Here is a 13,025-nt window from a genome sequence, read left to right as displayed (position 1 = left end):
GCAGCCTGTCGGGTCGGTGCTGCCCGAGGATGTGCTGCCTGATGGTGGTGCGGGGGGACCCGGAGAGCGCGTGCTTGGTGGCGTCGGCACTGTGGCTGATGTGCGGGTGGTGCGGGAGGCGCTGGCGGGGATGATTCTGCCCGGTGCTGCTGACATGTCCGGGTCGGGTCTGGTCTCGCGGGAGGTCCAGGCGCAGTGGGTGGATCTACTGGGTGAGTTGGAGGCGGTGAAGGCTGCGGTGACCGCGACGCAGGCCCGCCTGGTGGTCGCCCTGGACGAGGCCACCAGGGCTGAGGAGGCCGCACAGGGTGTTCGGGTGGAGCGTCAGGGTCGTGGTGTGCCGTGCCAGGTGGGTGCCGCGCTACGGGTGTCCCCGCACGCCGGTGCCGGGTTCCTTGGCACCTCGCGGGTGTGGGTGACGCAGATGCCGTACACGTTCGCGGCGTTGCAGACGGGGGTGCTCTCGCAGTGGCGGGCCACGTTGTTGGTGCGGGAGACGTCGCACCTGTCGGTGGAGCATCGTGCTCTGATCGACGAGCAGGTCTGCGGCCCCGCGCACCTGGATGCTTTGGTACGGATGGGGACGCGGCGGTTGGTGGCCCGGGTCAAGGAGCTTGCCGCGAGCCTGGATGTGCACGCGTGCGTGAACCGCAACGCGAGGGCCGTCTCGCAGCGGCGGGTCTCGATCCGTCCTGCCCCGGACCTGATGGTGTACCTGACCGCCCTGGTGCCGATGGGGCAGGGAGTACAGGCCTACGCCCAGCTCAAGCACCACGCCGAGGCCACGAAGGCGGGTGGGGACGAGAGGGGGACCGGTCAGATCATGGCCGACACTCTGATCGAGCGTGTCACCGGGCGTGAGCCCGGGCAGGCCGCGGATGTGCCGGTGGCGATCAACCTCCTGGTCTCCGATGAGACCCTGCTGGCTGGTGGTACTCAGCCTGGTGTGGTGGTCGAGGGTGTTCCGGTGGGTGGGGGTGTGGTCCCGGCGCCGGTGGCCCGGAACCTGGTCGCGCACGCGATCGACACCGACGCCGCGTGGTTGCGGAGCATCTACGTCGACCCGCCCGGTCGTCTGCTGGCTGCGACGTCCACCTCCCGGTTCCACCCACCAGGCCTGGCGGGCTTGCTACGCGCCCGGGGGCAGGGGATCTGTGCCACGGCGTGGTGTGACGCACCGATCCGGCACCTGGACCACATCACCCCCCACGCCCAGGGCGGCCCTACCAGCCTGGACAACGGGCAAGGCCTGTGCGCCCGGTGCAATCATGCCAAGCAGGCACCCGGCTGGGTACAGAAGACCACCCAGCACGAGGGACGCCACGCGGTAGAGACCAGGACCCCGACCGGACACACGCACCTCTCGGTAGCACCCATGCCACCGACACCCCTGCGCGCCGACCGGGGCGGGATGCCGGCCAGGATCCACGACACCGAACGAGACCGCGAACGGAACACAGGTCGGACGCGTGACTCTGGCGCGCCCGCAGACAGCGACGCGTCGCGATCCACCGGGACCGACCAGCCACAGACCGACCCGAGGCAGGCCGACCCGAGGCAGGCCGACCAGAGGCAGGCCGACCCGAGGCAGACCGGCCACGCCCAGAACCCGCCCAAAGCCGGGTCGACCGGCCACGCCCAGAACCCCGCCATGGCTCGCGATCGCACCCCTGCCCCGAAATGGACACCAGCGGTCGGCATGACCGGCCCACCCCCCGGACGCACCCCACGCAGCCGCTACACCATCGGCTGCCACACCACCCACCACCACGACGCGATTCCCTACCGACCCGCCACGAGCCGGGGTCCGGATTCAAGCTCGCGACAGCGCTCCGCCCGGCGGCGGCGAGCGCGTGGCCGCCTGCCGGACGTCTTCTGGGCACACCGGTACAGCTAGCGCTCGCTCCCATGGGTGCGTGTCGTCGGACACTGATTCACGAGGGCCCGACGACGACACAGCCGTCACCTAGTTCCGCGGAGCCATCCGGCGAAGAGTCTCGTCATCATCGGCATGACCACGAAGGTCATCAGGCATACCAGCGTGACGGAGAGCACCAGCGTCGTCACGAAAATCGGGACACGCTGGATCAGCGGGGCGCCGACCGACAGGAGGAGCGTGATCAGCGGATAGGCCGCGAGCCAGTTGATCACTGCCATCTTGTAGCGCTGAGGCTGCGCCGCCCGGCCGGGCAGGGACGGTTCGCGCCCGCGATCCGCAGTCGTCGTCACTTTCCCGCCTCGTAGTTCACCCATGCCACGCGATACGGGTGGCTCGTCTTCCACGTATGGATGACGTCGACGGCGCCCGGTGCGGCGAACAGTGCCGCGAGCCCGTCCCGGTCGTCGACGCCGAAGTGCAGGACCGCGGTCGCCACGAACGCCGGGATCGCATCCTCGCCCGCGACCGGAACGTGCCGGTGTGCGGAGAAGCTGCGGACCGCGCCCGTGTCTCGCATCGAGATCTCGATATCTCCGAGGAACTGATCCAGGTCGATGTCGGAGATCGGGTCGTCGAAGGATACGAGCATGGTGTGTGTGATCATGCGTCCAGTGAAGCCATCGAGAGGCAGCGCCGTCCAATACCTGATGGATCCAACTGATAACGTCAAGGAATGGATCTCTTGGAGGTGCGCGAGCTCAGGTACTTCGTCGCCGTTGCCGAGGAGCTCCACTTCGGCCGCGCCGCCGAGCGGCTCCGCATCGCCCAGCCGGCCTTGTCGAAGGCCGTTCGGCGCGTGGAGGAACGCCTCGGCGTTCAGCTCTTCGCCCGCACCAGCAGGAGCGTCGCGCTCACCGCGGCGGGAGAGGCGCTGCTCGATCATGGTCGGCCCGCGCTGAACGCCGTCGCGGCCGCCGCTCGTGCCGCGCGACAGGCAGAGGAGTCCAGCCCGCTGCGCCTGGCGCTCAAGCCCGGCGGCGATGCGGGCCTGCTCTCCGTCCTGCTCGGGGCCTACGCCGACTACCCGAAGGCGCGGCAGGTCGACGTCATGTTCCATCCCGGACCGGAGCGGGCGGCACTCGTGCGCGACGGGATCGTGGATGCCGCACTGCTGTACGCACCTTTCGAGGACACCCTCGGCCTCACGACCATCGAGCTCCACGTCGAGGGCCGTGTGGCGGTGCTCCCGGCCGACCATCCGCTGGCGGCGTCGTCGAGCATCAGCCGTGCGGACCTGGAGGGCGAGACCTTCCCGCGCTGGCGTGGGCAGCCCGGCCAACGCGCGCACGGCCCTGAGATCGCGGACGTCGCGGAGCTGGTCCCGCTGGTGCGGCTCGGCCGCGCGGTCGCGGTTCTCCCTCGGTCGCTCGTGACGCTGGTTCCCCAGGGCACGGCCTGCGTCCCGGTCCCCGACGCAGGACCGAGCTCGATCGTCATCGGAACGAGGCCGGGGGACCGTCGCGAGGCCGTTCGTGCCCTCATGGAGGCCGCGAGAAGCATCGGGCGGCCACCTGCGACCCCGTGAGCGGAGGCCCCCGCCGGACCAGTCTTCAGCCCGCGATCTCCGGGGCCACCGCATACGCGATCACCGTGATCGAGTTGTTGAGCGCGTGCACCACGACGCCCGGCCACACCGAGCCGCTGCGACGGCGGAGCTCGGCGGTGATGATCCCGACGACGAGCGCCGCGGGCAGGACGACGTTGATGCCGTGCAGCAGCGCGAAGATCACGGCGCTGCCGACCGTCGCGATGACGGGCCCGTACCGGAGCAGGCCTGTGGTGACGACGCCGCGGAAGAGGAACTCCTCACCGATCGGCGTGAGCACCACCAGGCCGATCGCGGTCACCACCAGGAGCCAGATTCCGCTGCTGGCCCCGGCGGCGTAGCCGGACTGGGTGTCGGTCGGCACGTCGACCAGCCATGTGAACAGAGGTACCAGCAGCCCCTTGGCGAGCAGGGCGACGACCCCGCCCGCCGCTCCGAGCCACAGCCAGCGGGCGGACGTCGGGCGCACGCCGAACGCGCTCCAGGACAGGCGTCGCGGCGCGGCGGCCACCGCGAACCCGGCCAGGCCCGCGATTCCCGACAGGCACGCCAGGAAGGCGCCGCCCGCGGCGCTGTTCAGGTCGAACCAGTCGCCGAGCAGCATGGGGAGCCCGAAACCGACCGCCGCCATCGCCACGATGCCGACCACGATCTCGAGCCAGCCGGGCCGGCTGCTCCGCACGTTCGTCTCCGTCATGGATTCCATGCGGCCCAGTAGAAACCGTGTGCCAGGAACAGGGTCAAGCGATCCTCGTCCGCGTGGCGGAACGGACGAGAAGCACCGCCAGCGCCGTCGGCACGGCCAGCGCGACCGCGAGCCCGGGGCTCCCGGCCACCGCGAGCCCCGCGCCGCCGAGCGCCGCCCCCGCGAAGACGCCGAGACTCATCCCCGCGGCCTGCAGGCCGAACGTGGCCGGCGTGAGCCGTCCGGCCCGCTGGGCGATCAGGCTCGTGGCCGTGGCGCCCACGACGGCGTGGCCGAACCCCATCACGGTCGTCGCCGCCAGGGCGCCCGGCAGCCACGGCACCAGGAAGACCGTCAGGACCGCCACGAGACCTCCGCCGAGGCCGACGAGCAGCAGCAGCCGGGGCCGGGCGGGGCCGGCTGCGCCGTCGTCCCGGGCCCAGCGTCCCGCGAGGTAGCCGCCCACCACGAACGACGCCCCGCTGAGCGTCCAGACCAGGGTGAACGTACCCGCGTCGGTGCCGAAGCGGTCGTGGTAGGTCACCGCGAGAAAGGAGAGGTAACCCATGAACGAGGTGGTCCGCAGCCCCGCGACGGCGACGACGGCCAGCAGGTCCGGCCGCGACCGCAGGCGCCGCAGCGACTCGCGGTAGCCGGGTGCGGCGGCCTGCTCCGCGCCTGGGTCGGCGGACCGCAGGAAGGCCAGTCCGGTCAGCACCGCCAGTGCCGCCGTGACCCACAGCGCGCCCGCCCAGCCGCGCCAGGCCGCCAGCCCGCCGACCACGGGGCCGGCCAGCACCGCCGCCAGGGTGGTCGACGTGCTGACGAGCGTCGCGGCGCGGCCGCCGTCGGCGGGGTCGGTGAACCGGGACGTGGCCAGGGCGAGCAGAGCCGGCGTCAGGACGGCGGTCGCGACGCCGCTGCCGAGGCAGAACGCGACCAGTGCCGCGTAGCTGCCCGTGGTGGCGGTCAGGCAGCACAGGGCCAGCAGGGTGAGCGCGCCGGCTACCGCGCGGTGGCGTGGCCAGCGGCCCAGCAGCGGCGCGATAGCCACTCCGGTGAGCAGGGCCGCGACACCACCCAGCCCGCGCAGGGCGCCCACGGCCGCGGCGTCGGCCCGGACCGTCTCGGAGATCGGCACCAGGAAGGTGGAGTAGACGGTGAACGGGAGCAGGCTCACCGTCCCGGCCAGCATCGCCGGCCAGATCGCGCGGACGATCCGGTGGTCCGGCGTGGGGCGGCGCGCCGGCGGGCGGGAGGCGGCCGGGGCCGTCACGGGTTCTGCGCCGCGTGCTCGCGCAGGTAGGCGCCGAACTTCTCCACGCCGTCGATGTTCCGGGGCCCGGAGATGCCCTCGTTGTAGTCGAGCACGAAGAAGGCGTCGTCGCGCACGGCGGGCAGGTCGGCCGTGACGGGGTTCTCCTGCAGGAACCGGATCTTGTCCTGCGCGGGCTGGTCGCCGTAGTCCAGGATGACGACGACCTCGGGCTGTGACTCCACCACCGCCTCCCAGGTGACCTCGGTCCAGCGCTCGTCGAGGCCGCCGAAGACGTTCTCGCCGCCCGCGGCCCGGATGATGTCGTTCGGCGGTACCTGGGCGCCCGCGGTGAACGGCTTGTCGGTGCCGGAGTCGTAGAGGAACACCGGCACGGGGTCGCCCGCGGGCGCCTGCTCCTCGACGGCGGCGACGCGTGCGCGGTAGTCGGCCACGAGGTCGGTGGCGCGCTCCTCGACGCCGAAGATCTGCCCCAGCCGTTCCAGGTCCGTGTACAGGCCCTCGAACGGCGTGTGCCGCTCCGGGAACCCCGGGTAGCCGTAGCAGGACTCCGCGTGCATGAAGCTCTGGATGCCCAGCCCGTCGAGGATCTCCGGGGTGATGCCCCGCTCGTCGGAGAACCCGGAGCCCCAGCCGGCCACCACGAGGTCGGCCTCGGCGTCCACCACGAGCTCGCGGTTGAGCAGGTCCTGCGACAGGAGCTCGACCTGCTCGTACTCGGCGGCCCACGGCGACTCGCTCACCGGCGGGTTGGCGGGCGGCATGACGTAGCCGAGCACATGGTCGGTGAGGCCGAGCGCGAACAGCTTGTCCGCGCTGCCGCCCTCGTAGGCGACGACGCGCTGGGGCACCGTGTACTCGACCGGCTCGCCGCAGCGCTGCACGGTGGTGGACGGTCCGGCGTCGGCGGACTGCTCGACCTGGGCGCCGCAGGCGGCCAGGAGCGCGACGGCGGCCAGGGCCGGCAGCGGGGCCAGTCGGCGGGCCGGGGCGGGGATCCTCATCGGTGGTTTCCTTCCAGGGCGGGATCGACGGTTCGGGCGGGGGAGGGCCCGAGGGAGTACAGGACCTGCGGGTCGCCGGTCAGCGGGTGCGCGGTGACGGTGACCTCCACGCCGTAGACCTGGGCGATGCGCTCGCCGGTCAGCACCTGCGCCGGGGTGCCGGCGGCGACCAGCCGGCCGCCGGCGAGCAGCCCGAGCCGGTCGCACGCGGCGGCGGCCAGGTTCAGGTCGTGCAGCACCACCACGACGGTGAGATCGGTGTCGCGCAGGTGACCCAGCAGGTCGATCTGGTGGCGCAGGTCCAGGTGGTTGGTGGGTTCGTCCAGCACCAGCACGTCGGGCTCCTGCACGAGCGCGCGGGCGAGCAGCACGCGCTGCCGCTCACCACCGGACAGGCTCAGGATGCCGCGCCCGGCCAGGTGCGCCACGTCGGTCCGCTCCATCGCCGAGCGGCACAGCTCCTCTTCCCGCGCGGTGAGCCGTCGGTTGCCCCGCTGGTACGGCACGCGGCCCAGCGCGACGACGTCGGCGACGGTGAGGTCCAGGTCCGCCGAGCCGTCCTGGGTGAGCGCCGCGACGCGCTGCGCGGACGCGCGCGGGGTCAGGCGGGCGACGTCGTCGCCGTCGACCCGCACCACGCCGGCGGAGGGACGCAGCGCGCGGTAGACGCAGCGCAGTGCCGTGGACTTGCCGGACCCGTTGGGGCCGACCAGGCCGAACACCTGACCCGAACCCACGTGGAGGTCGAGGGCGTGCACGATCTCGACGCCGGCGAGCGTCGCGGACAGGCCGTCGAGCCGCAGGTCGCTCATGCCGCACCCCCGAACACGTACTGGCGCCGGCGCATGAGCACCAGGAACACCGGCACCCCGAGCAGCGCGGTGAGCACGCCGATCGGCAGCTCGCGGGGTGCGGCGACCGTGCGGGCCAGCAGGTCGACCCACACCATGAGAGTGGCCCCGGCCAGTGGGGCGACGACGAGCACGCGGGCGTGCCGGGCACCGACGAGCATGCGGGTCACGTGGGGCACGACGAGCCCGGCGAACCCGATGGCCCCGCTCACCGCCACCATCGCGCCCGTCATCACCGCGGTGACCGCGAAGAGCACGTGCCGGTGGCGGGCCGGGTCGATGCCCATCGCGGTGGCGGCCTCGTCGCCGAGGCTCATCGCGTCCAGCGTGCGGGAGAAGCGGTGCAGCGCGACGGTGCCGGCGAGGACCGCGACGGCGACCGCCGGCAGGGCGCCCCACGTGGCGGCGCCGAACGAGCCCATGGACCAGAACAGCAGCGTGCTGGTGGCCTCGTTGCCCGGCACCAGGTAGATGAGCACGCTGGTGACCGCCTGGAAGCCGAACGACAGGGCGACACCGGTCAGCACGAGGCGCAGCGGGGTGGTGCCCGTCCGGGCGTACGCGACCGCGAAGACGAGGACCGTGGCCGCCATCGCACCCGCGAACGCCCCGGCGGACGTGGCGTAGATGCCGAAGCCGGTCAGCGCGCCCGTCGTCGACACCGCTACCGCGCCGACCGCGCCGCCCGAGGAGATGCCGAGCACGAACGGGTCGGCCAGCGCGTTGCGGACCAGGGACTGCACGGCCACGCCGACGGTCCCGAGCCCGGCCCCGACCAGGGCGGCGAGCAGCACCCGCGGGGTCCGGATCTGCCAGACGATCTGGTACCGGGTGACCTCGTCGGCCGAGATGGTGCCGCCGGTCAGGGCAGCGCCGAGGTACCGCACCGTGTCGGACGGGGGGATGACGGCGGACCCGAGACCCACGGCGAGCAGCGCCGAGACGACGAGCAGGACGCACAGCCCGGTGGTCAGGGCGAGGTGCCGGAGGTGGCTCCGGGCGGGGGGCATCGAGACCTCCGGACAGGGGGCAGCGTCGTGAGAATCGTTCTCACGCGGGCCTCACTGTACCCGGTTGTCGGGAATGATTATCAATTGCCCAGAATGGCGAGCCTCTCGGCGTCGGCCGACCCTGCGTCCGGGTGGAGCACGACGAGCATCTGACCGTCCGCGCCGTTGATGTCGAACCGCTCGCGGTTGAGCACCAGGTCGCCCGCGCGCGGGTGGGCGAGCCGGACCGGCGAACCCCACTGACCGCGCACCTCGTGGCGCGCCCAGAGCCGGCGGAACAGCGGGCTGGCCTGCGACAGCTCGTCCACGAGCGCGGCGAGCCGGGGATCGTCGAGGTCGTTGCCCACGGACTGCCGCAGGTTGGCCACGAGGCACTCCGTGTAGTCCCGCCAGTCCGGGAACAGGGCCTGCTCGGCCGGGTCGAGGAACAGGTCCCGGAGCTGGTTGCCGCCCGCGGCGAGCCGCGGTGACAGCGCCCGGGCCAGGTCGTTCGACGCCAGGACGTCGAAGTACCGGTCCTCGATGAACGCGGGCTGGGGCAAGGTGGCCAGGAGCTTCAGCGCACCGGCCGGAGGCGTCCCGGCACGGGGCCGGGCGGCCCGCGGAGCGTCCTCCACCAGGGTCCGCAGGTATGCCGTGTGGGCCTCGTCGAGCCGCAGCACGCGGGCGAGGGCGTCGAGCACCTGCGGCGACGGGTTGCGGTCGCGGCCCCGCTCCAGCCGCAGGTAGTAGTCGGCGCTGATGCCGGCGAGCAACGCCACCTCCTCGCGGCGCAGCCCCGGCACCCGCCGCACCCCGCCGTCGGGGAGGCCCGCCTCCCGCGGGGTCACCTGCTCGCGCCGGGCCCGCAGGTAGCTGCCGAGCGCGTTCGTGCCGGCCCGCCCCCGCGCCGGGGCCACCGCGAGAGGGGGTCCTGTCACACCCTGGTCCGGGCGGGGCTCTGTCTCGGTCTGCCTGCGCTGCATAGCGTCCTCAACGGTCCCTCAGGACCGGGTATTTCGAAGCGAGCCAGGGAGGCAGACGTATGACCGTCACACTGATCACCGGGGCCAACAAGGGCATCGGGTTCGAGACGGCGAAGCAGCTCGTGGAGCTGGGGCACGACGTGTACGTCGGTGCGCGGTACGCGGAGCGGGGCGAACGGGCCGCGGCCGCGCTCGGCGCGCGGTTCGTGCAGCTCGACGTCACCGACGACGCCTCGGTGCGCGCGGCGCTCGCGACGATCGACGCCGCCGAGGGCCGGCTCGACGTCCTGGTGCACAACGCCGGTCTGCTGGGCGACGGCGACGTCGACGGGCCCACCGCGCTGCGCGTCTTCGATACCAACGCCGTGGGCATCGTGCGTGTCACCGAGGCGGCGCTGCCCCTGCTCCGACGGTCCGCCGGCGCGAACGTGGTCACCGTCTCGAGCAGCGCGGGGTCGTTCTGGGCCGTGACCAACCCCGACCGCCCCGAGCACCACCTGCCCGTGCTGCTCTACTCGGCGTCGAAGGCGGCCGCCACCATGCTGACGGTCCGCTACGCGCAGGCCGAGCCCGGCATCCGGTTCAACGCGCTGGAACCCGGCACCACCGCCACCGACATGACCGCCGCCTACGGGATCGGCCGGTCGCCCGAGGAGACCGCGCGGTTCGTCGTGCGCTGGGCGACGCTCGGCCCGGACGGACCGACCGGCACGTTCCAGGACGAGAACGGGGAGCTGCCCTGGTAGCGCTCAGCTGCCGTACTCCTCGGCGAGCCCGGCCACGTCGTGGGCGTACGACACCGAGCGGTTGTAGGCCGCCAGCGCGTCCGTCCACCCGTCGTCGGTGGTGACGTCGCCGCCCCTGTCGCAGAGGTAGGCGGCGGCGGTCAGCGCGGCGTCGTCGATCTGGTGCGGGTCCGCCCGCCCGTCGAGGTTCCCGTCCTGCGCGTGCTCGTCCCACGTGGTGGGGATGAACTGCATCGGGCCGACGGCGCGGTCCCACTCGGCGTCGCCGTCGAGCTCTCCCTGGTCGGTGTCGAGGATCTCCATGACACCCTCGCTGCCGTCCAGCGGGATGCCGATGATGGGCGGGCGTACCGTGCCGTCGGCGTCGGCGCGTGCCCCGAGATAGCTGCCGTGCACCGACTCCACGGCGCCGATCCCCGCCAGGGTGTTCCACCCGAGGCCGCACTCCGGGTCGATCCGTGCCAGCCGGAGCGACGCGCCGGCGTAGGCGGCCAGCGCGCGCCGCGGGATCCCGGTGCGCTCGGCCGTCTCGCGCAGCCAGCCCGGGTCGGTCAGGTCGGCCAGCGGTGTTTCGTCGGCGCTCCCGGCGGCCGGGCCGGCCTCCGGCAGGAGCTGCTGCGGGGCGGGCGGGTAGTCGAGCTCCAGCGGGGACGGCCAGCCTCGTTCGCCGACGCCGCAGCCCGCGAGGAGAAGCACTGTCGTGAGGGCGGCGGCCCGGGATGTTGCTGTCACGGTCACTCCGAGGTCGAGGGATGGCGTCGGACGAGCCACCGGCCCCCGTCGGTGCACGCCGTCCTGGTGCAGAGACTACGGTCGGGCGCGGGCCCGACCGGACGCCGTCGGGCGGACGCCGACAAGACCTCCCGGAAATATCCGCGAACGCGCCCGGGCGCCGCCGTGGTGGTCCACGGCGCCGCCCGGGCGCGTTCGGTGATGGATCGGGGTGGTTGATCAGTCGGTGGCCGGGGGCTGGTCCGACGCCGGCGCCTGGCCCGCGAGGGTCAGGTAGACCTCGCGGCGGGCCTTGTCGAGCAGCGCCGTGACGGACGCGACCTGCTCGGGCGAGCCCGTGCGGGCCACCTGCTCGACCGCGTCGGCCAGAGCGCGCAGCTCGTGCCGCAGCTCGCGGCCGTGGCCCCGGCCGACCTGTTCCCACGGCGTGCCGAGCTCGTCCTTGTGCTGCTCGACGTAGGCGGTGCCCTCGTCGGTCAGCGTGGCGAGCTTGCGGCCGCCGTCCTCGGTGAGGAGCACGAGGCCCTCGTCCGCGAGCAGGGAGAGCGCGGGGTAGACCGCTCCGGCGCTCGGGCGCCAGCGGCCGTCGGTCCGCTCGGCCAGCTCGCGGATGATCTGGTAGCCGTGCATGGGCTGCTCGGCCAGGAGCAGCAGGATCGCGGCGCGGATCTCGCCGCGCCCGGCGCGGCGGGGACCACGGGGGCCGCGCGGGCCGTGGGGCCCGAAGCCGCCGTGCGGGCCGAAGCCGCCGTGACCGCCGCGCGGGCCGAAGTCGCCGCGACCCTCGCGCGGGCCGAAGTCGCCGCGGTCGTCGCCGCGGGTGAACCAGCCGCGGTCCTCGCGGCGGCGGCCGTCACGCCGGCCCTCGCGCCGCCCGGGACGGTCGGGTCGGCCGAAGCCGTCCCGGTCGTCCGGCAGCCCGGGACCGTAGGCGGTCACGAGCGCGGGGCGCAGGCCCGGGACGAAGACGGGGATGTCGAGGCCGAAGCGGCCGCGGCCGCCCCGTCGACCGGGGTTCTGGGTGGTGTCGTCGTGGGTACGCATGAGAGGTCTCCTTGATGCTGTCGCGGCGGGGTGGGGCGGTGCGCTGTGTGCGCACTGCGGCGTCCCGGCGTCCCGCCGGTCGGGAGCGACGTGCTCGACCGACGTCCTCAAAGATAGATCAAAGATATATCGTTACGCAACCCCTGGGTCCTGAAGATTTCGTCCCTGTCCGAAAGTCGTGGTGAAAGTGCTGTGACATCCCCGCATGCCGCGCGTCTGAGGGGCATGACGGATACGACAGGTACGGTGACATCGCCCACGACCGACGACGCTCAGGCAGCCGCACGCCGTATCCGCGGGACAGAGCCCGCGGTCGGCGCCATGGTCGCGCTCGACATCGACGGCACGTTGCTCAAGGCCCGCGCGACCGTGCCGGAGGTGACCGTCGCGGCGGTCACCCGCGCGCGGCGCTCCGGGCACCACGTGGTGCTCGCCTCCGGCCGTTCACTGGTGGGCGTGCTCCCCGTCGCCCGTCAGCTCGGCATCCACGCGGGCTGGGCGGTCGCGTCGAACGGGGCCGTCGTGGCGCGCCTCGACATCGGCCGGCCCGGTGGCTACGAGCTCGACACGGTGCACACGTTCGACGTGGAGCCGGTGATCCGCCGGGCCCGCGAGCTCGTCCCCACGGTGCAGGTGGGGGTGGAGGAGATCGGGTGGGGGTACCGGGTCACCAGCCCCTTCGAGCCCTGCTCCGTGAACGGCGAGCAACGGCAGGTGCCCGACGCCGAGCTGTGGGACGTGCCGGCCACCCGCGTGATCCTGCGCGGCGACGGCGTGGCGCGGCTGGTCGAGCCCCTGCGCTCGCTGGGTGTCACGCCGGTCCCGGCAGCGGCCGACTGGATCGACGTCACGCCGCGCGACCTCAGCAAGGCGACCGCGCTGGAACGGGTCCGCGAGCAGGTCGGCGTGGACTCGGCCCGCACCGTGGCGGTGGGCGACGGCGTCAACGACCTGGAGATGGTGGCGTGGGCGGCGCGGGGTGTGGCGATGGGACACGCTCCGGCCGTCCTGCGCGAGGCGGCGGACGAGGTCACCGGAACGATCGACGAGCACGGCGTCGTCACGGTGCTGCAGTCGCTCGGCTCGCCGCTCGGGTGACGGGTCGGGAACGTTGACCCGGCCCTGGGCGGCCGTGTGTTCGGTCGCCTGCACCGGCTCCAGCCCCGTGTTCGGTCGGTTGCCTCGAGATCGGTCCATCGGCCGACCGATCTCGAGGCATCCGACCGA

14 protein-coding genes are annotated in these 13,025 nt (G+C 73.1%); 4 read left to right on the top strand and 10 right to left on the bottom strand.

All coding sequences use genetic code 11. From position 1 onward, the window contains the following. Positions 1–130 precede the first annotated feature (130 nt). Positions 131–1,897, top strand: a complete 1,767-nt coding sequence (locus ACO229_RS11160) for an HNH endonuclease (protein WP_423465290.1) — start codon at positions 131–133, stop codon at positions 1,895–1,897. Between the two features lie 65 nt (positions 1,898–1,962). Here the strand turns inward: ACO229_RS11160 and ACO229_RS11155 are convergent, their stop codons facing one another. Next, on the bottom strand, positions 1,963–2,229 hold the full coding sequence (locus ACO229_RS11155) for a hypothetical protein (protein ID WP_423464947.1): 267 nt from the start codon (positions 2,227–2,229) through the stop codon (positions 1,963–1,965). Then, positions 2,226–2,543, bottom strand: a complete 318-nt coding sequence (locus ACO229_RS11150; protein WP_423464946.1) for a hypothetical protein — start codon at positions 2,541–2,543, stop codon at positions 2,226–2,228. Before ACO229_RS11150 ends, ACO229_RS11155 begins: the two co-directional genes overlap by 4 nt. Positions 2,544–2,612: 69 nt before the next feature. On the opposite strand from ACO229_RS11150, the gene ACO229_RS11145 reads away from it, so the two are divergent. Next, positions 2,613–3,464: a LysR family transcriptional regulator gene (locus ACO229_RS11145; RefSeq protein ID WP_423464945.1), complete on the top strand. Its 852-nt coding sequence runs from the start codon at positions 2,613–2,615 to the stop codon at positions 3,462–3,464. A gap of 25 nt (positions 3,465–3,489) precedes the next feature. On the opposite strand, the gene ACO229_RS11140 is transcribed toward ACO229_RS11145, so the two are convergent. From ACO229_RS11140 to ACO229_RS11115, 6 genes are all read right to left on the bottom strand, one after another. Next, positions 3,490–4,191: a lysostaphin resistance A-like protein gene (locus ACO229_RS11140; protein ID WP_423464944.1), complete on the bottom strand. Its 702-nt coding sequence runs from the start codon at positions 4,189–4,191 to the stop codon at positions 3,490–3,492. 34 nt (positions 4,192–4,225) lie between these two features. Beyond that, complete coding sequence (locus ACO229_RS11135) at positions 4,226–5,446, bottom strand: MFS transporter (RefSeq protein ID WP_423464943.1); 1,221 nt, start codon at positions 5,444–5,446, stop codon at positions 4,226–4,228. Then, the gene (locus tag ACO229_RS11130) at positions 5,443–6,450 is read right to left on the bottom strand and encodes an ABC transporter substrate-binding protein (RefSeq protein ID WP_423464942.1); all 1,008 of its coding nucleotides are present in this window, start codon (positions 6,448–6,450) and stop codon (positions 5,443–5,445) included. The genes ACO229_RS11135 and ACO229_RS11130 overlap by 4 nt, the downstream gene beginning before the upstream one ends. Beyond that, the gene (locus tag ACO229_RS11125; protein WP_423464941.1) at positions 6,447–7,262 is read right to left on the bottom strand and encodes an ABC transporter ATP-binding protein; all 816 of its coding nucleotides are present in this window, start codon (positions 7,260–7,262) and stop codon (positions 6,447–6,449) included. The genes ACO229_RS11130 and ACO229_RS11125 overlap by 4 nt, the downstream gene beginning before the upstream one ends. Next, entirely contained in the window at positions 7,259–8,311 is a 1,053-nt protein-coding gene (locus ACO229_RS11120) for a FecCD family ABC transporter permease (RefSeq protein ID WP_423464940.1), read from the bottom strand. The genes ACO229_RS11125 and ACO229_RS11120 overlap by 4 nt, the downstream gene beginning before the upstream one ends. 80 nt (positions 8,312–8,391) lie before the next feature. Beyond that, complete coding sequence (locus tag ACO229_RS11115) at positions 8,392–9,231, bottom strand: helix-turn-helix domain-containing protein (RefSeq protein ID WP_423464939.1); 840 nt, start codon at positions 9,229–9,231, stop codon at positions 8,392–8,394. A gap of 104 nt (positions 9,232–9,335) precedes the next feature. Here ACO229_RS11115 and ACO229_RS11110 point away from each other — a divergent pair, with 104 nt between their 5' ends. After that, the gene (locus tag ACO229_RS11110) at positions 9,336–10,022 is read left to right on the top strand and encodes an SDR family NAD(P)-dependent oxidoreductase (RefSeq protein ID WP_423464938.1); all 687 of its coding nucleotides are present in this window, start codon (positions 9,336–9,338) and stop codon (positions 10,020–10,022) included. Positions 10,023–10,025: 3 nt separating this feature from the next. Here ACO229_RS11110 and ACO229_RS11105 read toward each other — a convergent pair whose 3' ends face one another. Together ACO229_RS11105 and ACO229_RS11100 are read right to left on the bottom strand one after the other, a co-directional pair. Continuing rightward, positions 10,026–10,754, bottom strand: a complete 729-nt coding sequence (locus ACO229_RS11105) for a lytic transglycosylase domain-containing protein (RefSeq protein WP_423464937.1) — start codon at positions 10,752–10,754, stop codon at positions 10,026–10,028. A gap of 219 nt (positions 10,755–10,973) precedes the next feature. Beyond that, entirely contained in the window at positions 10,974–11,798 is an 825-nt protein-coding gene (locus tag ACO229_RS11100) for a PadR family transcriptional regulator (RefSeq protein ID WP_423464936.1), read from the bottom strand. Positions 11,799–12,044: 246 nt separating this feature from the next. On the opposite strand from ACO229_RS11100, the gene ACO229_RS11095 reads away from it, so the two are divergent. Then, positions 12,045–12,896, top strand: coding sequence for an HAD family hydrolase (locus tag ACO229_RS11095; RefSeq protein ID WP_423464935.1), 852 nt, complete (start codon positions 12,045–12,047; stop codon positions 12,894–12,896). Positions 12,897–13,025: the final 129 nt, after the last annotated feature.

This window comes from Promicromonospora sp. MS192, from assembly GCF_049532985.1.
GTDB lineage: Bacteria > Actinomycetota > Actinomycetes > Actinomycetales > Cellulomonadaceae > Promicromonospora.
The sequence above is the reverse complement of the archived record's forward strand: the minus strand, read 5'-3'. Positions and strand labels throughout refer to the sequence as shown.

What these genes read in the sequence shown, in the direction of transcription:
- ACO229_RS11150 (WP_423464946.1), bottom strand. Translation starts at nt 2,543, where the DNA reads ATGATCACACACACCATGCTCGTATCCTTCGACGACCCGATCTCCGAC.
- ACO229_RS11145 (WP_423464945.1), top strand. Translation starts at nt 2,613, where the DNA reads ATGGATCTCTTGGAGGTGCGCGAGCTCAGGTACTTCGTCGCCGTTGCC.
- ACO229_RS11130 (WP_423464942.1), bottom strand. Translation starts at nt 6,450, where the DNA reads ATGAGGATCCCCGCCCCGGCCCGCCGACTGGCCCCGCTGCCGGCCCTG.
- ACO229_RS11140 (WP_423464944.1), bottom strand. Translation starts at nt 4,191, where the DNA reads ATGGAATCCATGACGGAGACGAACGTGCGGAGCAGCCGGCCCGGCTGG.
- ACO229_RS11100 (WP_423464936.1), bottom strand. Translation starts at nt 11,798, where the DNA reads ATGCGTACCCACGACGACACCACCCAGAACCCCGGTCGACGGGGCGGC.
- ACO229_RS11120 (WP_423464940.1), bottom strand. Translation starts at nt 8,311, where the DNA reads ATGCCCCCCGCCCGGAGCCACCTCCGGCACCTCGCCCTGACCACCGGG.
- ACO229_RS11125 (WP_423464941.1), bottom strand. Translation starts at nt 7,262, where the DNA reads ATGAGCGACCTGCGGCTCGACGGCCTGTCCGCGACGCTCGCCGGCGTC.
- ACO229_RS11160 (WP_423465290.1), top strand. Translation starts at nt 131, where the DNA reads ATGATTCTGCCCGGTGCTGCTGACATGTCCGGGTCGGGTCTGGTCTCG.
- ACO229_RS11110 (WP_423464938.1), top strand. Translation starts at nt 9,336, where the DNA reads ATGACCGTCACACTGATCACCGGGGCCAACAAGGGCATCGGGTTCGAG.